Raw genomic sequence first — 18182 nt, 5'->3', positions numbered from 1 at the left:
AGCTTAGGCGAGCCCGGATCGCTGTGTCTGCGCATCCTGTGCAATTTACTAGGCATATCGGTTCACAGTCGGCTCGTTTTGCCTGATCTGCTCCGCAAAGGTACGCGGCGACATGCCCACCTGCGCCCGAAATGCCCGGTTGAATGTCGATAGATCGCGAAATCCAAACTCGAACGCCAGTTGTGAGATTCTGAAGGCTTGCCGGGTATGCAGACGGCGCGACAATTCGCGTTTAAACCGACTGACACGTACCTTGGCGATCTGTTCGTTGCAGCTCAACCCATGTTCTCTGAAGAGCCGATAAATGCTACTGCGTGACATACTGGAAAGCTTTGAAAGCTCGTCGATATTGAAACTCTCTTCCAACGCGTTGTCATGAATAAGAGACAACAACAGCTGCAACTTGTCGTAGCCCTCTTGCAGGGCGCCAGTATCTTCTTCAAGAAAAGTCGCACTCACCACATCGTTGAACGCCCCTGAGAGCAAATGTTGCTTCTGGCTTCCCGGTTGCGCTTCAAGCAGCAAATTCAAATGGGCGTTGATCAGTTGACCAGACCCAGAAAATGCCGGGATCTTGCGGCCACATGCATAGGTGGAGTTGAAGTGACGATGCAGTAAATGGCGGGGGATGTGGATGGAAATCTGGTCAGACCCTAAGGTATGGTTTGCCCTGAAACTGGAAGATTTGACGGAGTCGATCAACGTCATATCTCCAGGCTTGGAAAGCAGCGCGGTTTGTCCGTTCTGTTCCAACTCAGCTTCACCGCGAAGTTGCAGGATCAGGAAATAATAGGCCTCACCGTCCTTACTAATATCAGCAGGCCCGCGGGTGATCTCTTTTGCGTTGTGAGTGACACGGGCGCAATCAACATCACCAAGCTGGAGTATGGAGGCATTTCCCGTGACACTTCCAGCTTCTGTGTTTGTGACGAAGTGACCACAGATTTCGGTCAGCCGTGTGTTCCATTCATCCAGCTCAAATCGGCAGGATTGATTTGAAGGTATCTGAATACACACTGGCGCCTCCCCTAACCAAAGGGAATGCTAGAAAGAATCTAAACAGCAATCAAGCCAGATATATGCATTTTCCTATAAATGACCTATTTCATATTCATACCAACTCAGTTTCAACGGTCAGTTCAGCTAAGCGAACTTTGTATATACTATTGTAAAACAGAGTTTTATTAGGATGTAAGGCAGTCAAACCACAAGAATAGGCACAGTAGTCAAAATACATTCAAACACTGCTTATTTGCAATTCCATGGAACTCATATTACGCTCATTGGTCGTTATTCCCGGCCTAAGGCCCAATTGTGGGCGAACTCCCGGAAGGACTTGAAGACAGGGCTCTGGTACTTCTCGGTGTTATAGACCAGCGAAAATTGCCGGATCATCTTGCGTTTCAAGGGAACGATCGACAAGCGGCCATCTTGAACGGCGGCACTCACAGAACGACGAGAAAGCACTGTCAGACCGAGCCCTGCAATGACTGAGTTGACAATGGCAGTGGTGCTGTTGAGCTCGAACGCTTCTGTCCACTCCTCCAGGTTCGCTGCAACTTCCGTCAGAAAGTATTCTCGTGTGCCAGATCCCGGCTCACGCAAAACCCAGCTCTTTCTTTCCAGCGTCTCCAAATCAAGTGGCTCATCCGCCGAGGGGCATTGAGATGGCGCGCAGACCACCACCATTTCGTCTGTCATCCACGGCTCAACCTTGAGGCGCTTGTCACTGACCTTTGCCTCAATGAACCCCAGGTCCAACTCAAAATCCAGCAGCATCCGGCAGGTTTTGGTGGAGTTGGAAAGGCTCATGGACTGGTGCAGATAACCCGTGTTTTCACGGAAATCTCCAAGCAAGGTGGGCAATAAATGATTGCCGATTGTGTAGCTGGACCCAATGCGCAAGTTACCGTTGGTTGCATCGTCCCCTTCAAAAAGCTGCGTGATCGCTTCAGACCTATCCAGCAGTTCATCTGCCAGAGGGAGTAAACGGCGGCCTTGCTCGTTTAAGATGAGTTGCTTGTTGGCGCGATCAAACATCTTGCGCCCCAGCTGGCGTTCCAACTCCGCAAGAGCCATGGAAATGGCTGATTTGGTGAGAAACAGTTTTTCTGCCGCAGCTGTGATCGACCCTTCCTGCGTAATCGAAACAAACACTTTGAGCTGACGAAACGTTACATTCATTTCTCATTAGAGCCTATATGTGGGACAGTATTGTATGAGGTTCAATTTTACTGAACGACCTATTCAATATATTCAGATTTTCAGGACATATCAAATCAGCTAGGAACTTGAGTTGCATACTTTATCTTCTCACCCTCAGGTTACTGGCATTTCCGATGAATACTCTTCGAAACAAACTGGCTCACGTTCCGGCCCCTCTCGGTGGTCTCGCCCTAGGGATAGCAAGTCTCGGCTGGTCGATGGAAAATGCCGGCGATTTTGGAGGGGCACTGCAACTCACAGGCGCATTGATTTCCAGCGTATTGCTAGTGCTTTTGCTTGGTAAAATCTTTTTTGCGCACACTGCGGTTTTTGAAGATCTGAGGCATCCTGTTGTTGGAAGTGTGCTCCCGACAACCGCTATGGCGCTGATGATCGTTTCCTATGCAATCGCGCAATACAACTTCGCCATCGGGCAAATGCTCTGGTTGTTGGGGATTGCCCTGCATCTCACGTTCTTATCTGTGTTCATTTTTCATCGCGCAAAAGGCTTCAATCTACAACATATGGTGCCAAGCTGGTTTGTGCCGCCAGTTGGAATCATTGTGGCCGCTGTTGCTTTTCCCGGCGGTATGTTTGAAGGCTTTGCAAACGCTTTGCTCTGGTTTGGACTGGTTGCCTACGCGCTGATGCTCCCAATGATGCTCTATCGTTTGATTTTTCACGCCGAAGTGCCGGATGCAGCCAAACCGACCATCGCGATCCTCGCTGCACCAGCCAGCCTCTCGCTTGCTGGTTACCTCACACTGACGAGCAATCCATCTCCAATTATGGTCGCCGTGCTCGGCGGAATTGCTGTCGCGATGACGGCGCTGATTTACATCTCATTCCTGCGCTTGTTCCGCTTACCGTTTTCTCCGGGCTTTTCTGCCTTCACATTTCCGCTCGTAATTGGCGCAACAGCGCTCTTTAAAACGGTAACATGGATGGAAAGTCTGGGTGCGAATGCCAGTCTTGTCGCGCAGATCAGAGCTTTGGCACACATTGAGCTTTATGTGGCGATAGCAGTTGTTCTCTATGTGAGCTTCAAATACCTGACATTCTTCGCACCAGCCCTATTGCCAGCGCGCTCAACGGAGCAGCAGACCAACTAGCTGGATTTACTGAACATCTTGGTCTTGTCGAACAGGTTCTCCAGCGTGTTCATCCGCTCCTTGGTCACTTTCCATGTGGAGGTGGTCATGGCTTCGATCATAGCTTCCAGAATGAACATGATGACAACGCTACTGTCCCAAGCTGACGGGGCTTCAATGCGGGCGTTGAAAACATACTCCGCATTAACGGCAGCAGGTGACGTCCACTGATCAGTAAAGACGATCACAACCGCCCCACGTTCACGTGCTAAATCGACAAATCGCAGAATATCGTGTTCGTATCTTCGGATATCAAACACCACGACCACATCACCCTGTTTCATATTCAGGAGATAATGCGGCCACGTGTTTGAGTTGGAAGCGATGGCAATCACATCGTCGCGGATCACCTGCAAATGGGTGAAAAAATAGTCCGACAAAGCGCGTGTAATACGGCCACCAACAATGTGGACAGCGCGCTCACGATCAGTCAGCAAACGCACTGCCTGATCGAAATCCTGCGTGTCGAGCTGCTGTAAGGTTTGTTTCAGGTTGTCGATGACAGCGTCAGCAAACCTGTTCAGAATATGTGCATCGGGTGCATTTCTGGTCCAGCGCTCTTGTTTGGAGATTGGGTTGGAAATTGTTTCTTCCACCTCTAATCGCAAAGCGGACTGTAATTCCGTAAACCCAGCAAAACCAATCTTTTGCGCCATTCTGACAACTGTTGGGCCAGAGACATTTGCAGATTTTGCAAGCTCGGAAACGCTGCCTAATCCGCTGACTGGATAATTTGCAAGCAAAGAGACGGCCAGCTGACGCTCCGCACGAGTTAACCCATTAAAATGTCCGCGTAATTTTTCTGCGACAGTCTGTTCATTTGGGTCTCTCACGTCTCTCACCTGCCTCATGTATGTATATTTGCCTAGTTTTTAGGCTTTGTGAAACGTTCCTTTCAGACTAGTCTCCATGGAAACGTTTCTTTCAGAAACTCTTTTACGAATAAAAAGACTGAAAGTACAAGGAAAAACAAGATGCAATCGGGGGGACTGTTCTTGTCTGAAGTCAAAACTGACCAGATAGAATCTGTTGGCAACGACACTGTTGAAACGATCAATACAGGAGGAACGGCTCCAGTTGTGTTGATCTGCGAACATGCATCCAAGTTTATTCCTGCATACCTAAATGGCCTCGGTCTAAGTGAAGAAGCTGCAAGCAGCCATGCAGCTTGGGATCCAGGAGCTTTGGCGATTGCCAAACTTCTCTCCACCAAGCTGAACGCACCTTTGGTCGCTCAACGAATTTCGCGCCTCGTTTATGATTGTAACCGCCCACCGGAAGCACTCAGTGCAATGCCGGAAAAAAGCGAGATCTACGAGGTGCCGGGCAATGTTTCGTTGAATGATGAACAGCGGCAAGACCGGGCCAACAAATTTTATCGCCCCTTCCAGTCTGAAGTAAAACAGGTGATCGACGCCAAGTATACGGCGGGTCAGCTTCCAGTGATGGTCACGATCCACTCGTTCACACCGGTTTACAACGGCAAGAAAAGAGCCGTCGAGGTGGGTGTGCTGCATGACAGCGATACCCGCTTTGCCGATGCACTGCTGGAAGCACTGTGCCCATCGGATCTCTACGACATCCAAAGAAACGAACCATATGGGCCGGAAGACGGGGTTACGCATACCCTCGTTGATCAGGCACAATCCCGCGGCCTGCTAAACGTTATGATTGAAGTTCGCAACGACTTAATCGCGGAGCGCGCAGACCAGAAGAAAATTGCAGACTTGTTAGGAGAGGCAATTCTGCAAGTCCTGCCACAGTTTAGCGCTGAAACAACTGTGAGCGGGCAGGGAGCAACAACAAAAGCAAGGGCAGTAGATTAATGCCAAGGGGAATAGTTGTTTTCGTCAGGTATGTGGACTGGATCAACAAATATGTTGGCCGCTTCGCCATGTACCTCATCTTCGTGATGCTGGGGGTGCTGTTGTACTCCTCAATCGCGAAGACCTTTTTCGCGCCGCCACTCTGGACGCTGGAAACAGCCCAGTTCACCATGGCAGCCTACTACCTTCTGGGTGGCGCCTATTCCATGCAGACACAGTCTCACGTGCGCATGGACCTGTTTTACGGAAGCTGGTCTCCTCGGCGTAAAGCCACCATGGATGTCATGACCATCCTGCTTCTGATCCTGTACCTCATCTTCCTCCTTTACGGCGGTCTTTCCTCGTTGGAATACGCAGTCAAATACGGTGAGGAAAGCTACTCGGCTTGGGCACCACCTATGGCGCCGATCAAAGCCATTATGTGTTTTGGAATATTCTTGATGCTGCTTCAGGCAATCGCGACGTTCTTTAAGGACTTGGCCGCCGCCCTTGGGAGGCCTGCGCCATGAGTTATGAACTGATCGCAATTTTGATGTTCTCCAGCATGATGCTGATGCTCCTGACCGGGCAACGTGTTTTTGCTGCTATTGGTTCCGTTGCTGTTATCGCCGCCCTTCTGCTGTGGGGTGATGGTGGCTCCGAAATCGCCTTCTCCGCCAGCATGAAGCTGATGAAGTGGTACCCGCTCCTCACGCTGCCACTGTTCATTTTCATGGGCTATATGCTCTCTGAATCAGGCATTGCCGAAGATCTTTATAAGATGTTCCATGTCTGGACAGGTGGCCTTCATGGTGGATTGGCCATCGGCACAGTCGGCCTCATGGTGATGATTTCAGCCATGAACGGTCTGTCTGTGGCCGGTATGGCCATCGGCGCAACAATCGCTCTGCCTGAACTGCTTCGTCGTGGCTATGACAAAGTCATGGTAACCGGCGTTATTCAGGCTGGTTCTTCACTGGGCATTCTCGTACCGCCAAGTGTCGTTCTGGTTCTTTATGGCATGATCGCCCGCCAGCCGGTTGGTAAACTCTGGCTCGCAGGAGCTATTCCAGGTCTGCTGCTGGCAGGGCTGTTCATTCTTTACATCGTAGTTCGTTGCCGCCTTCAGCCAGAACTGGGCCCAACCCTTTCTGAAGAAGAGCGCAAAGAGATCACGTGGTCCGAAAAGATCCGCCTTTTGCAAGCCGGCGTGATCCCGCTGTTTATCTTCTTTGCCATGACTGGCCTGTTTCTGATGGGTGTGACCAGCCTCGTGGAAAGTTCCGCCGTTGGTGCAACAGCTGCAACACTGGCAGCTGCATTCAAGCGACGCCTCACATTCCGCTTACTGCACATCACAACTGAGAAAACGCTTCAGATCAGCTGTATGTTCATGTGGATCATCCTTGCAGCTCTCGCCTTTGGCGCAGTGTTTGATGGGCTGGGTGCTGTGCGTGCGATTGAAGGCTTCTTCGTGGGTGACCTTGGTCTTGGCCCATGGGAAATCCTTCTACTGATGCAGCTTTCCTACATCGTCATGGGCATGTTCCTGGATGACACTGCAATGCTGGTTATTGTGGCTCCACTCTACGTGCCATTGGTCAAAGTGCTTGGGTTTGATCTGGTCTGGTACGGCGTGCTGTACACCATCACCTGTCAGATCGCCTATATGACACCGCCTTTTGGTTACAACCTGTTCCTGATGCGTGCCATGGCGCCGCCGGAGATCTCTCTGACAGACATCTACAAATCCATCATTCCATTCGTGGCAATCATGGTGTTTGGATTGGCTCTGGTCACGATCTTCCCGCAAATCGCACTCTGGCTGCCCAACCTTTATTACGCGAGGTGACATGACAAGGCATCATCAACGTACCCATTGAAGTAATTAGCGAATTCCGGATGGAGACAGATAAAAATCACACCCCTCGCTATAAAAAGTCCACCGGTTCTGAGGGATCCAGAAATTCATATTCCAAGGGGAATTGAGTATGACGAATAGACGTGATTTTCTTAAAAAAGCTGGTTTGACAACCGTCGCCGCTGCTGGTGCATCTACTCTTGCAGCTCCGGCTGTTCATGCAGCAGGTCGTCCTATCAAATGGCGCCTTCAGACATATGCTGGTGCAGCACTTGCTCAGCACGTGATCAAGCCATCCATTGACGCCTTCAACAAGGCAGCAAATGGCGAAATGGAAATCGAGCTGTACTACGCCGACCAGCTGGTTCCAACTGGTGAACTGTTCCGTGCTATGCAGCGCGGCACCATTGATGCTGTGCAGTCTGATGATGACTCCATTGCAGCACCAGTAGACGTATCTGTTTTCGGTGGCTATTTCCCATTCGCTTCCCGTTACAGCCTTGATGTTCCAGCCCTGTTTAACCATTGGGGTCTGAAAGAGATCTGGGAAGAAGCTTACGACGAAGTCGAAGGCGTTAAGTGGCTTTCCGCTGGTGCATGGGATCCTTGTCATTTTGCGACAAAAGATCCGATCCGCAGCCTTGCTGACCTTAAAGGCAAGCGCGTCTTCACCTTCCCAACTGCTGGTAAATTTCTGACACGCTTTGGCGTTGTTCCGGTTACCCTGCCATGGGAAGACATTGAAGTTGCTATGCAGACTGGCGAATTGGACGGGATTGCGTGGTCCGGTATCACTGAGGATTACACTGTAGGCTGGGCTGATGTGACCAACTACTTCCTCACCAACAACATTTCCGGTGCTTGGGCTGGCTCTTACTTTGCCAACGAAGAGCGCTGGAATGAACTGCCTGATCACCTGAAGACCCTCTTTAACCTGTGCATGGATAGTTCTCACTACTACCGCCAGCACTGGTACTGGGCAGGCGAAGCAAAGCTGCGCACACAGGGCGAGAAGATGGAGCTGACCTCCATTCCTGATGAAGAGTGGGCAACTGTTGAAACAGAAGCTCTCAAGTTCTGGGATGAGATCGCAGCCAAGTCCGAGCGTAATGCACGCGTTGTTAAAATCCTGAAGGAATACAACGCAGCGATGGCAAAAGCCGGTCGTCCTTACCGTTACGGCTAAGCTGTTTTTCCAAGATTGGCCAGCCCGGTTTTTGGGCTGGCCACACCACACAGTAACGAAGCAGTGTCGGTGATGCCATGCAGGAGAGGCACGGGCATCCGCCGCTTTAACAGGGTCCTCGGGGAACAGGTATGTTGCGAGAAGAAACCAAAAAGACACGTAGAACCGGAAAGCTGACCCTCGACGAATTACGCGAGCTGGTCGCCACCGGTGAGATAGACACCATTATCGCAGCGCAAGTGGACATGCAGGGCCGCTTGATGGGCAAGCGTTTTCAGGGCGAGTTCTTCGTGAACAGCGCCTGGGAAGAGACCCACAGCTGTAATTATCTGCTTGCAACCGATATGGAGATGGCCACTCCGGATGGCTACAAGGCCACAAGCTGGGAAGCGGGCTATGGCGACTACGTCATGAAGCCAGACCTTGCCACCTTGCGCGTTATTCCATGGCTGGAAGGCACCGCACTGGTACTGTGCGACGTGCTAGACCACCACACCCACAAAGAAGTTCCACATTCTCCACGCGCCATTTTGAAAAGCCAGGTCGACCGCCTCGAAGGCATGGGCATGACCGCTAACATGGCAACTGAGCTGGAGTTCTTCCTGTTCAAAGAGAGTTTTGAAGAAGCCCACGCCAAGGGTTACCGCGGTATTTCTCCAGTTTCTGCGTACAACGAGGACTATCACATCTTCCAGACCACCAAGGAAGAGAACGTGATGCGTGCCATCCGTAATGGCCTTAACGGCGCCGACATTCCGGTCGAGTGTTCCAAAGGTGAGGCCGACGCGGGTCAGGAAGAGATCAACGTCCGTTATTCCGATGCGTTGAACATGGCAGATCGCCATTCCATCATCAAAAACGGCTGTAAAGAGATCGCATGGCAGAACGGCCAGAGCATCAGCTTTATGGCGAAGTGGCACTATGATGCTTCCGGCAGTTCCTCCCACGTGCACCAGTCTCTCTGGGGCAAGGATGGCGAGTCTCTGTTTTACGATCCATCCGGCGACTACGGCATGTCTAAGATGATGCGCCATTACCTTGCTGGTTTGCTGAAGCATGCGAGTGCCATCACCTATTTCCTCGCGCCAAACATCAACTCCTACAAGCGCTTTGCCGCTGGCACCTTTGCGCCAACCAAAGCCATCTGGAGCATGGACAACCGCACCGCTGGCTACCGTGTATGCGGCGATGGCACCAAGGCTGTGCGTGTTGAATGCCGCGTTGGCGGCGCAGACCTGAACCCATATCTGGCAATGGCAGCTCTGCTTGCTGCTGGCATTGATGGCATCGAAAACGAACTCGAGCTGGAGCCGGAATTCAGAGGCGATGCTTATGGAGGTGAGGGCGCTCGCGAAATCCCGACGACCTTGCGCGATGCTGCTACCGAGATGAAATCATCTGAAATGCTTCGTGGTGCGTTTGGGGGCGATGTGATTGATCACTACGCACATGCCGCCAAGATCGAGCAGGATGAATATGACCGCCGTGTAACCGACTGGGAAGTTGCACGCGGGTTTGAACGGGCCTGATAGAACCAGCCCACGCTGTGAATGATGAGTTGACCATGACAAAAACACTAAAATGTATTTCGCCGGTTGATGGTTCTGTATTTGCAGAACGTCCGGTGGCAAGCCAGAAAGAAGCAGAAGCCGTCATTGCCAGTGCCAAAACTGCGCAGAAAGAGTGGGCTGTTCGTCCACTCGAAGAGCGTATCAAACTGGTGATGGCTGGCGTCGCAAAGATTGGTGAACAGAACGACGAAATCGTTCCTGAACTTGCTAAGATGATGGGCCGCCCGGTCCGTTATGGCGGTGAGTTCGGCGGCTTTAACGAACGTGCCTCTCACATGGCAAAGATCGCAGAAGAGAGCCTTAAGCCGATCATTGCCGAAGAGAGCGACAACTTCGAGCGCCGCATCGAGAAGGAGCCGCACGGCGTCATCCTCGTGATTGCGCCTTGGAACTATCCATACATGACGGCGATCAACACCGTTGCACCTGCTTTGATCGCAGGCAATGCGGTGATCCTGAAGCACGCCACTCAGACGCTTTTGGTTGGTGAACGTATGGCCAGTGCCTTTGCAGAAGCAGGTGTTCCGGCAGAAGTATTCCAGAACCTCTTTCTTGATCATGACACCACATCGCACCTGATCGCAGGCCGCAATTTCGGCTTCGTCAACTTTACAGGTTCTGTTGGTGGTGGACGTGCGATGGAGATCGCTGCAGCTGGCACCTTCACGGGTCTTGGACTTGAGCTGGGCGGTAAAGATCCGGGCTACGTGATGGATGATGCAGATGTTGAGGCTGCGGCTGAAACACTCATTGATGGTGCTATGTTCAACTCCGGCCAGTGTTGCTGTGGTATCGAGCGCATCTACGTGCATTCTTCCAAATACGATGCTTTCGTGAAGAAGGCTGTCGAGATCGTTTCCGGTTACAAACTCGGCAACCCGCTGGATGAGAAAACCACCATCGGCCCTATGGCGAACGTTCGATTTGCAGAACTGGTACGTAAGCAGGTCGCAGATGCGGTTGAGCACGGCGCAAAGCCTATGATCGACGCAAGCCTTTTCCCGGAAGATGATGGTGGCGCTTACCTCGCACCTCAAATCCTCGTGGATGTAAACCACGATATGGAAGTGATGCGCGAAGAGAGCTTCGGTCCTGTCGTCGGCATCATGAAAGTGGAGAGTGACGAAGAAGCAATCCGCCTGATGAACGACAGTCACTACGGCCTGACGGCGTCTCTCTGGACACAGGACCCTGCACGGGCAGCAAAGCTCGGCGCTCAGATTGAGACCGGTACCGTGTTCATGAACCGTGCGGACTATTTGGACCCGGCTCTGTGCTGGACAGGCTGCAAAGATACTGGTCGCGGAGGCGCTCTGTCGGAAATCGGCTACCTGAACCTGACCCGTCCAAAATCGTATCATCTTAAAAAGGCATAAGAAAAATGACTCTGACAGCAAACTGGAGCTACCCGACCGCCATCCGCTTTGGTGCCGGACGCATTAAGGAACTGGCCGATGCGTGCGCTGCGGCTGGCATCAAGAAGCCATTGCTCGTAACTGATAAGGGCCTTGCTAGCCTGCCGGTGACCGCAAGTACCTTGGACGTGATGGAAGAGGCAGGCCTTGGTCGTGCCATGTTCTTTGAGGTCGATCCAAACCCAACCGAGATCAATCTGGAAGCAGGCGTTGCAGCCTTCAACGCTGGTAGGCATGATGGCGTGATTGCATTCGGTGGCGGCTCAGGCCTTGATCTTGGCAAGCTGATTGCGTTCATGGCAGGTCAAACGCGCCCTGTTTGGGATTTCGAAGATATTGGTGATTGGTGGACACGGGCTGACGCGGATGCGATCTACCCGAACATTGCTGTTCCAACCACTGCTGGCACTGGCTCAGAAGTTGGCCGCGCAAGCGTGATCACCAATTCTGAGAGCCACGTAAAGAAGATCATCTTCCATCCAAAGATTCTCCCAAGCGTTGTGATCTGTGATCCAGAGCTGACTGTTGGCATGCCGAAGATGATCACTGTTGGGACCGGCATCGATGCATTCGTGCATTGTTTGGAAGCCTACAGCTCTCCACACTACCACCCGATGTCTCAGGGCATCGCGCTGGAAGGCATGCGTCTTGTGAAGGAGAATCTGCCAAAAGTCGTTGCAAATCCGAATGATATCGAAGCTCGCGGTCACATGATGAGTGCCGCTGCGATGGGTGCTGTCGCCTTCCAGAAAGGCCTTGGCGGTATTCACGCGCTGGCGCATCCAGTTGGGGCGGTTTACAACACGCATCATGGTCTGACCAATGCTGTGATCATGCCAACTGTGCTCAAGTTCAACCGTGCAGAGATTGAAGAGCGCATTGAGAAACTGGCGTCTTACCTTGATATTCCCGGCGGTTTCGACGGTTTCTTTGATTTTGTTATGAAGATGCGCTCGGATATGGGCGTGCCAAATACCCTTGCTGAGCTTGGCGTAGGCACTGACAAGATTGACGTGCTTGCAGAAGAAGCAGTGAAAGATCCAAGTGCTGGCGGCAATCCGGTCGAGTTTACGCTGGAAGCTGCGAAAGCTCTGCTCATTGAAGCGATTGGAGAACAGGTGTCTGCCTGATTTCTGTCTAACTTACACACGATTAGCCCCGCAAAGCTTCAAGCTCTGTGGGGCTTTTTTTGTCAGCCGTAATTACTCCGGCAGTTCACAACAACTTATCAGATAGTCATAGGCGTCCGGGCTCAGTTCCGGGCCAAGAACCCGTTTCAAATCAGCATTGTAGTCGCCAAGCCATTTGATTTCAGCACGGGTGAGATCAACCATGTTGAGCATCTGCGGTTCAATGGGAATGTAGGAGAGGTTCTTGAAAACGAGGAAACCATCGTCTTCCTCTACGATCTCAAAAAGGTTCTCAATCCGGATACCGTATTGATTTGCAACGTAATATCCCGGTTCAATGGACATTACCATGCCAGCAACAAGGTCCACCGGATTGTATTGCTTACCGATGCGTTGCGGCTGTTCGTGAACGGAGAGGAAGTGCCCGATCCCATGACCGGTACCGTGATCATAATCGAGCCCCAGATCCCAAAGCGGCCTGCGGGCAAACCCGTCGATGTGATGGCCTTGTGTGCCTTTCGGGAAACGCAGTGAAGCCAACGCTACAAAGCCTTTGAAAACAGCGGTGTAGGCGGCTTTAAACTCTTCCGATGTTTCCGAGAACGCAAAGGTGCGTGTCGCGTCGGTAGTGCCATCCTGATACTGGCCGCCGGAATCCAGCAGATATGTATGTTCAGGAAGGATCGCGGTATTGGAGGCATCCGTGGCTGCATAATGGCACATTGCAGCGTTGCCGGCGGCAGCTGAAATGCTTCTAAAGCTCGGATAAACAAAGTCTTTCTGACGTTTACGCTCGGTCAGAATGCGTTCTTCCGCTTCCAGCTCGTGCACCGGATCGCCTGCCTTGGCTCTTTGCGGCACTTCCCGTTTTAACCAAGCAGAAAACTCGGTCCATGCAATGCCATCACGCACATGACAGTCGCGCAACCCTTTGAGTTCATTTACGTTCTTCTTAGCCTTGGTGAGCGTAATCGCACCCTGTTCCATGACGGGAATACCACCAGAAGCCTGAACAGCAAGACGGGTTGCGACGGGGGAGAACAGCGGATCGATCAGAACCTGCGTTCCTTCTCCGGTCATTTTTTCCAACGAGCTGATGAAGCTGGCAGGGTCTGCGGTTTCTACCTTCTCCAGTTCATACTCATCCAAGCTATTGGAAAGTTTTCGAGAATCCACGAACCAACTCGCAGAGCCATCGTCTTTTAGCAGCAGGAAGGAATGTGGGATAGGGTTGAACTCAACGTCATCACCGCGAACATTTAGAAGCCAGGCGATGTTGTCGGGCTGGGTTTCCACCAGCACCTTCGCGCCTTTGTGCTTCAGATGCGCTGCAATTTCAGTCCGTTTCTCAAGGCTGGTTTTACCTGCTTTTTCAAGAGAGTACGGCGTAACTGGAGAGAGCGGTTTTTCTGGTTGGTCCGACCAGACTGCATCAATGATATTGCTAGCTGTTGCCACCAGTAAGGCACTTGTGTCTTTAGCTCCACCAGCAAAACGATCCCACCAAGCTGAGGGGATAAGCATCGGATCGACGCCGATTTGCTGACCTGCCTTCATATTGGTGGAAATCCAATTTTCCAGTGGTTCATCAAAGATATGCTGGTAGGAGAAGAACTCGCTGCTACATTGGTTGCGCACCTGAACGGTGTAGCGGCCATCAACAAACATAACCGCTTGATCTACCGTGACAATCGCCAGACCTGCGGAGCCAGTGAAGCCAGTTGCCCATGCCAGACGCTCATCATGCGGGGCGCAATATTCCCCCTGATGCTCATCAAAACGCGGGATGATAACTGCATCCAATCCGGTGCGCTTCAGCTCGTCTCGCAGGAGGTTCAAGCGGTCAGTGGTTCTCTCAAATTTCTGATTTTCCAACATTTTTAGCTCGATCGTGTGATGGGGTTTTATGCTGATAGAAGAGCTTCGGCATGATGACAAGCCACTTTACCGAGCTCGTCTAATGCCCTCAATCTGGGAGTTTCACTTTGGCATTGCCCCGAGGCATGGGGACATCTTGCATGGAATGCGCAGCCCTTTGGCACGTTGAGCGGGCTGGGCAGTTCGCCTGATATTGAAGGTCGAGTATGGCGCTTGTCTGGATCAAGAGAAGGGGCTGCTGCCAGAAGTGCCTTGGAGTAGGGGTGTTTGGGGGCGTTGAAGAGCTGTTCTGAATCGCCGATTTCAACAATTGTGCCCAAATAAATCACGGCGACCCTGTGGGATACATGGCGGACAAGTCTGAGGTCATGCGCCACAAACAAGATGGTCAGATCCAGCTTATCTTGCAGTTCCAGGAGCAAGTTCACCACCTGCGCCTGAACTGATACATCCAGAGCCGACACCAGTTCATCCGCAACCAGCACCTCTGGTTCAACCGACAAAGCACGCGCAATAGCAATGCGTTGGCGTTGTCCGCCAGAAAACTCGTAGGGCAGCTTATCCGCAGCATCTTGCGGCAGGCGCACCAAGTCCAGCAACTCGGCTATGCGATCATTGATTTGCTCAGGTGGCCGCATGTTGTGAACACGCAGCGCCTCGCTCAAGACCTGTCGCACTGTCATGCGGGGATTGAGGGAGGAATACGGGTCCTGAAACATCATCTGGACCTTGCGGTTATACTCTCGCAAGGCAGCGGCATCCTTGGCCGCAACCTCTTGCCCGTCATAATGTATTTTGCCCGCATCTGCCTCATAAAGGCGGGCCAGACAGCGGGCTAAAGTGGACTTCCCGCAGCCAGATTCTCCAACAATGCCAAGAGTTTCACCCCGTTTTACTTCAAGGCTCACCCCGTTGAGTGCTTTGACGATGCGTTTTTGTTTGCGTTGAATTGCATCGAAGAGGGTTCTTTTGAGCGGAAAGTGTAAATGAAGGTCTTCAACTTCCAAAACCGGAGCTTCATAGGTCATGCCAGCACCTCCTCACGAATGTCTGCTGTGAAATGGCAGGCAGATGAAATTCCATCTCCCAACACCGAGAGTGGTGGTTTAGTACCAAGGCACACATCCTCCGCTTTGTGGCAGCGCGGCGCGAAGGCACATCCTTTGGGCAGAGCATCCAGCGCCGGTGGTGTGCCGGGAACAGAGTACAGCGGTGTGCGGGGTGGCATGTTTTCTGGTACCGACTTCAGCAGGCCAAGTGTGTATGGGTGCTGAGGTCGTTTCAGGACATCACGAACTGAACCGGTTTCTACCAGGCGACCAGCGTACATCACCGCAACACGATCACAGGTTTGTGCGACGACCCCCAGATCATGGGTCACCAGCACAATCGCCATATTGAGATCTTTGGCCAGCGACAACAGCAGCTGCAAGATCTGATCCTGAATGGTGACATCAAGTGCGGTGGTCGGTTCATCAGCCAGCAACAGCTCCGGATTGGACGCCAATGCGATGGCGATCATCACACGCTGCCGCATGCCGCCGGAGAACTGGTGCGGAAAGTCCTTGAGCCGTGATGACGCGCTGGGGATGCCCACCATATCCAGCAGTTCGATGGCACGTGCTTTGCGGGCGCGGCGGTCCAGATCGGTGTGGGCTTTCAGGTTTTCCTCAATTTGCAACCCAACAGTGAGCAGCGGGTTGAGTGAGGTCATGGGTTCCTGAAAGATCATCGAGATCTGGCTGCCACGAACGCACTGCAACTGTTTGTCTGTTTGAGTGAGCAGATCCTCCCCCTTCCAGTAAACGTTGCCTTCCACCGTGCCATAGTCGCGAGCAAGGCCGATGATGGAGCGCAAACTGATGGATTTACCAGAGCCACTTTCGCCCACCAGTCCAAGCACCTCACCAGCACGTACATCAAACGAAATGCCATCAACAGCGCGCAGAACGCGGCCTTTGCTGTGGAAGGTGGTGGTGAGATCGCGAACCTGTAACAGGCTCTCGTTTTGGTTGGTCATTATGATGCCCCCCGTGGTCTGAGAACATCAGCAAGACTGTCTCCCACAAGAGAGAATCCAAGCCCAGTCACAACAATCGCAATCCCCGGCATCAGGCTCATCCACCAGGCGGTGGTGATGAAGTTGCGCCCTTCTGCGATCAGCACGCCCCATTCTGCCTGCGGTGGCTGTGCGCCAAGGCCGAGATAACCAAGAGAAGACCCAAGCAGGATGGCGAGCGCCATATCGGTCATCCAATAGGTGATCAGCGGCGTTGTGGCGTTGGGCAGCAAATGTCGGAAGATGATGCGAGTGGAGGAGTATCCCATCACCTTTCCAGCGGAGGCATAATCACTGGTCATCTGCGTCATGATTTCTGCACGAGTGAGGCGGGCATAATAGACCCACTGTACCAGCGTCACCGCCACGTACATGTTGGTCAGTCCCGGTCCCAGAACCGCAACAACAGCAATGACCAGCACCAGAAACGGGAAGGTGATGGTGACGTCCACCAATCGGCCAAAGAGCACATCGGCAATGCCGCCGTGATAAGCGACCAGTGATCCAACAATCACGCCGATCACCATGGCAAAGAAGGTGGCGAAGAACGCAATCTGCATATCCACCTGATACGCCCAGATGACACGAGAAAGCGTGTCGCGGCCTAGATTGTCCGTGCCAAACGGATGCGCCCAGCTTGGTGACTTCTGGATCGCATTAAAGTCAAAGGCATTGGGATCATACGGTGCAAATGCCCATGGGAATACGGCAAGCAGGATGGAAGAGGACAGGATGAAGAAGCCCAACAAGAACCCAGGGCGAAGCAGAGCTTTGACCCGTGGGTGGAGCTTTTTCTTCTGCGGTGTGGTGGCTTGAAGAGTATCGAGCTGGGTCATGACAGGCGCAACCTCGGATCAAGCCATGCCTGCACCATGTCGGTGAACAGAAATACGAGAGAAACCATAACAGCGAAGGTGAGTGTGAGGCCCTGTATCAACGGATAGTCACGGGCAAAGATCGCTTCCAGCATCAACCGGCCAAGGCCGGGCACCGCGAATACCGTCTCCGTCACCAGCGTCCCACTCATCAGGTTGCCAATGGAAAGGCCAAGCAGTGTGACAGTGGAAATCATTGCGTTGCGCAGAACATGGCGGCCCAGAATGACACTTCGGGACAAGCCTTTGGAGCGGGCGAACTGAACATAGTCAGCATCCAGCACCTCAATCACCGCAGAACGCAAGTTCCGCATGATGATGGCAGAAGTGTAAAGCGCAACCGTCAGGGCGGGCAGCATCAAGTGGTGCAGGTGTTGCAAAAACGTGGTGCCGTAACCACCAACCGGAAACAGCCGCAGGGACGCTGCAAGGAAGGTGAGCAGCAACAGACCAATGTAAAACACCGGGGTTGAAAGCCCCACCTGAAAGCCGCTGCGAATGGCAATATCCAGACCACCATTTTTATTCAGCGCGGCAACAAAGGCCAGCGGGCCGGCAATGAGAATGGAAAGGCAAACGGCATAGAGAGTGAGGAACGCCGTGACTGGAATACGTTCAATAATAACTTCCAGAACAGGCGCTTTGAGAAGAATGGATGTGCCCATATCTCCACTCAAAGTGTTCTTTACAAAATAGAAGAACTGCATGACCAGCGGTTCATTTAACCCGAGTTTTTGGCGGATGAGTTCCAGCTGAGCTTCGGTGGCTTTGGCATCGGCCATGGCAATGGCCGGATCCCCTGGCAACATACGCACCAGCAGAAAGATAACGACCATCACAAGAAGAAAGGTCGGAATAATCTGCAGCAGCCGTGACACCAGATAGGAAAGTGACGACATTCCTGAGTCCTAATAGGGCGAGAGTATTGAGAGCCGAAGCGACAGAGTTATGAGATTGGCGCTTCGGCTTTCCGGATTGCATGGGGCAGGTGGTCTGGTCCTGCCGTTTTCTGATCAGACCATCTGCTCTGTTTACTTCACGCCCGG

General features: G+C 52.4%; 16 protein-coding genes. 8 read left to right on the top strand and 8 right to left on the bottom strand.

Annotated features, from left to right (window positions below; translation table 11 throughout):
- Positions 1-48: 48 nt before the first annotated feature.
- Both BM231_RS11415 and BM231_RS11410 read right to left on the bottom strand, forming a co-directional pair.
- The gene (locus BM231_RS11415) at positions 49-1017 is read right to left on the bottom strand and encodes an AraC-like ligand-binding domain-containing protein (RefSeq protein ID WP_093519438.1); all 969 of its coding nucleotides are present in this window, start codon (positions 1015-1017) and stop codon (positions 49-51) included.
- Between the two features lie 273 nt (positions 1018-1290).
- Positions 1291-2184, bottom strand: coding sequence for a LysR substrate-binding domain-containing protein (locus tag BM231_RS11410; RefSeq protein ID WP_093519436.1), 894 nt, complete (start codon positions 2182-2184; stop codon positions 1291-1293).
- A gap of 155 nt (positions 2185-2339) precedes the next feature.
- On the opposite strand from BM231_RS11410, the gene BM231_RS11405 reads away from it, so the two are divergent.
- Complete coding sequence (locus tag BM231_RS11405; protein ID WP_093519434.1) at positions 2340-3317, top strand: TDT family transporter; 978 nt, start codon at positions 2340-2342, stop codon at positions 3315-3317.
- On the opposite strand, the gene BM231_RS11400 is transcribed toward BM231_RS11405, so the two are convergent.
- Positions 3314-4207: a MurR/RpiR family transcriptional regulator gene (locus BM231_RS11400; RefSeq protein ID WP_063310603.1), complete on the bottom strand. Its 894-nt coding sequence runs from the start codon at positions 4205-4207 to the stop codon at positions 3314-3316. The two genes, BM231_RS11405 and BM231_RS11400, sit on opposite strands and share 4 nt — an antisense overlap.
- A gap of 144 nt (positions 4208-4351) precedes the next feature.
- Here BM231_RS11400 and BM231_RS11395 point away from each other — a divergent pair, with 144 nt between their 5' ends.
- The 7 genes from BM231_RS11395 to BM231_RS11365 all read left to right on the top strand — a co-directional run bounded on the left by BM231_RS11395 (position 4352) and on the right by BM231_RS11365 (position 12324).
- On the top strand, positions 4352-5182 hold the full coding sequence (locus tag BM231_RS11395; protein ID WP_093519726.1) for an N-formylglutamate amidohydrolase: 831 nt from the start codon (positions 4352-4354) through the stop codon (positions 5180-5182).
- Positions 5182-5691, top strand: coding sequence for a TRAP transporter small permease subunit (locus tag BM231_RS11390; RefSeq protein WP_063287600.1), 510 nt, complete (start codon positions 5182-5184; stop codon positions 5689-5691). Before BM231_RS11395 ends, BM231_RS11390 begins: the two co-directional genes overlap by 1 nt.
- Positions 5688-7013 (top strand): TRAP transporter large permease, encoded by a 1326-nt coding sequence (locus BM231_RS11385; RefSeq protein WP_057461333.1) that lies wholly within the window; start codon positions 5688-5690, stop codon positions 7011-7013. The genes BM231_RS11390 and BM231_RS11385 overlap by 4 nt, the downstream gene beginning before the upstream one ends.
- A 139-nt stretch (positions 7014-7152) precedes the next feature.
- Positions 7153-8208: a TRAP transporter substrate-binding protein gene (locus BM231_RS11380; RefSeq protein ID WP_063297147.1), complete on the top strand. Its 1056-nt coding sequence runs from the start codon at positions 7153-7155 to the stop codon at positions 8206-8208.
- 131 nt (positions 8209-8339) lie between these two features.
- Entirely contained in the window at positions 8340-9737 is a 1398-nt protein-coding gene (locus tag BM231_RS11375; protein ID WP_093519432.1) for a glutamine synthetase family protein, read from the top strand.
- Between the two features lie 35 nt (positions 9738-9772).
- Positions 9773-11155: an aldehyde dehydrogenase family protein gene (locus BM231_RS11370; protein ID WP_093519724.1), complete on the top strand. Its 1383-nt coding sequence runs from the start codon at positions 9773-9775 to the stop codon at positions 11153-11155.
- A gap of 5 nt (positions 11156-11160) precedes the next feature.
- Positions 11161-12324 carry an iron-containing alcohol dehydrogenase gene (locus BM231_RS11365; protein ID WP_093519430.1) on the top strand — a complete coding sequence of 388 codons (1164 nt, stop codon included), beginning with the start codon at positions 11161-11163 and terminating at the stop codon, positions 12322-12324.
- A gap of 72 nt (positions 12325-12396) precedes the next feature.
- Here BM231_RS11365 and BM231_RS11360 read toward each other — a convergent pair whose 3' ends face one another.
- The 5 genes from BM231_RS11360 to BM231_RS11340 are packed head-to-tail and all read right to left on the bottom strand — an operon-like array spanning position 12397 to position 18035.
- Positions 12397-14202: a M24B family metallopeptidase gene (locus BM231_RS11360; protein ID WP_093519428.1), complete on the bottom strand. Its 1806-nt coding sequence runs from the start codon at positions 14200-14202 to the stop codon at positions 12397-12399.
- Between the two features lie 26 nt (positions 14203-14228).
- A complete protein-coding gene (locus tag BM231_RS11355) occupies positions 14229-15230 on the bottom strand; it encodes an ABC transporter ATP-binding protein (protein ID WP_093519426.1) in 1002 nt (333 codons plus the stop codon).
- Complete coding sequence (locus BM231_RS11350) at positions 15227-16222, bottom strand: ABC transporter ATP-binding protein (protein ID WP_093519424.1); 996 nt, start codon at positions 16220-16222, stop codon at positions 15227-15229. The genes BM231_RS11355 and BM231_RS11350 overlap by 4 nt, the downstream gene beginning before the upstream one ends.
- Positions 16222-17097 carry an ABC transporter permease gene (locus BM231_RS11345; protein WP_093519422.1) on the bottom strand — a complete coding sequence of 292 codons (876 nt, stop codon included), beginning with the start codon at positions 17095-17097 and terminating at the stop codon, positions 16222-16224. The genes BM231_RS11350 and BM231_RS11345 overlap by 1 nt, the downstream gene beginning before the upstream one ends.
- Positions 17094-18035: an ABC transporter permease gene (locus tag BM231_RS11340; protein WP_057461341.1), complete on the bottom strand. Its 942-nt coding sequence runs from the start codon at positions 18033-18035 to the stop codon at positions 17094-17096. Before BM231_RS11340 ends, BM231_RS11345 begins: the two co-directional genes overlap by 4 nt.
- Between the last annotated feature and the right edge of the window lie 147 nt (positions 18036-18182).

This window comes from Pseudovibrio ascidiaceicola, assembly GCF_900114245.1.
Classification (GTDB): Bacteria; Pseudomonadota; Alphaproteobacteria; order Rhizobiales; family Stappiaceae; genus Pseudovibrio; species Pseudovibrio ascidiaceicola.
The sequence above is the reverse complement of the archived record's forward strand: the minus strand, read 5'-3'. Positions and strand labels throughout refer to the sequence as shown.

Coding starts and splice junctions, on each gene's coding strand:
- BM231_RS11370 (WP_093519724.1), top strand. CDS start 9,773: ATGACAAAAACACTAAAATGTATTTCGCCGGTTGATGGTTCTGTATTT.
- BM231_RS11385 (WP_057461333.1), top strand. CDS start 5,688: ATGAGTTATGAACTGATCGCAATTTTGATGTTCTCCAGCATGATGCTG.
- BM231_RS11360 (WP_093519428.1), bottom strand. CDS start 14,202: ATGTTGGAAAATCAGAAATTTGAGAGAACCACTGACCGCTTGAACCTC.
- BM231_RS11345 (WP_093519422.1), bottom strand. CDS start 17,097: ATGACCCAGCTCGATACTCTTCAAGCCACCACACCGCAGAAGAAAAAG.
- BM231_RS11355 (WP_093519426.1), bottom strand. CDS start 15,230: ATGACCTATGAAGCTCCGGTTTTGGAAGTTGAAGACCTTCATTTACAC.
- BM231_RS11405 (WP_093519434.1), top strand. CDS start 2,340: ATGAATACTCTTCGAAACAAACTGGCTCACGTTCCGGCCCCTCTCGGT.
- BM231_RS11410 (WP_093519436.1), bottom strand. CDS start 2,184: ATGAATGTAACGTTTCGTCAGCTCAAAGTGTTTGTTTCGATTACGCAG.
- BM231_RS11365 (WP_093519430.1), top strand. CDS start 11,161: ATGACTCTGACAGCAAACTGGAGCTACCCGACCGCCATCCGCTTTGGT.
- BM231_RS11375 (WP_093519432.1), top strand. CDS start 8,340: ATGTTGCGAGAAGAAACCAAAAAGACACGTAGAACCGGAAAGCTGACC.
- BM231_RS11340 (WP_057461341.1), bottom strand. CDS start 18,035: ATGTCGTCACTTTCCTATCTGGTGTCACGGCTGCTGCAGATTATTCCG.
- BM231_RS11350 (WP_093519424.1), bottom strand. CDS start 16,222: ATGACCAACCAAAACGAGAGCCTGTTACAGGTTCGCGATCTCACCACC.
- BM231_RS11380 (WP_063297147.1), top strand. CDS start 7,153: ATGACGAATAGACGTGATTTTCTTAAAAAAGCTGGTTTGACAACCGTC.
- BM231_RS11400 (WP_063310603.1), bottom strand. CDS start 4,207: ATGAGGCAGGTGAGAGACGTGAGAGACCCAAATGAACAGACTGTCGCA.
- BM231_RS11390 (WP_063287600.1), top strand. CDS start 5,182: ATGCCAAGGGGAATAGTTGTTTTCGTCAGGTATGTGGACTGGATCAAC.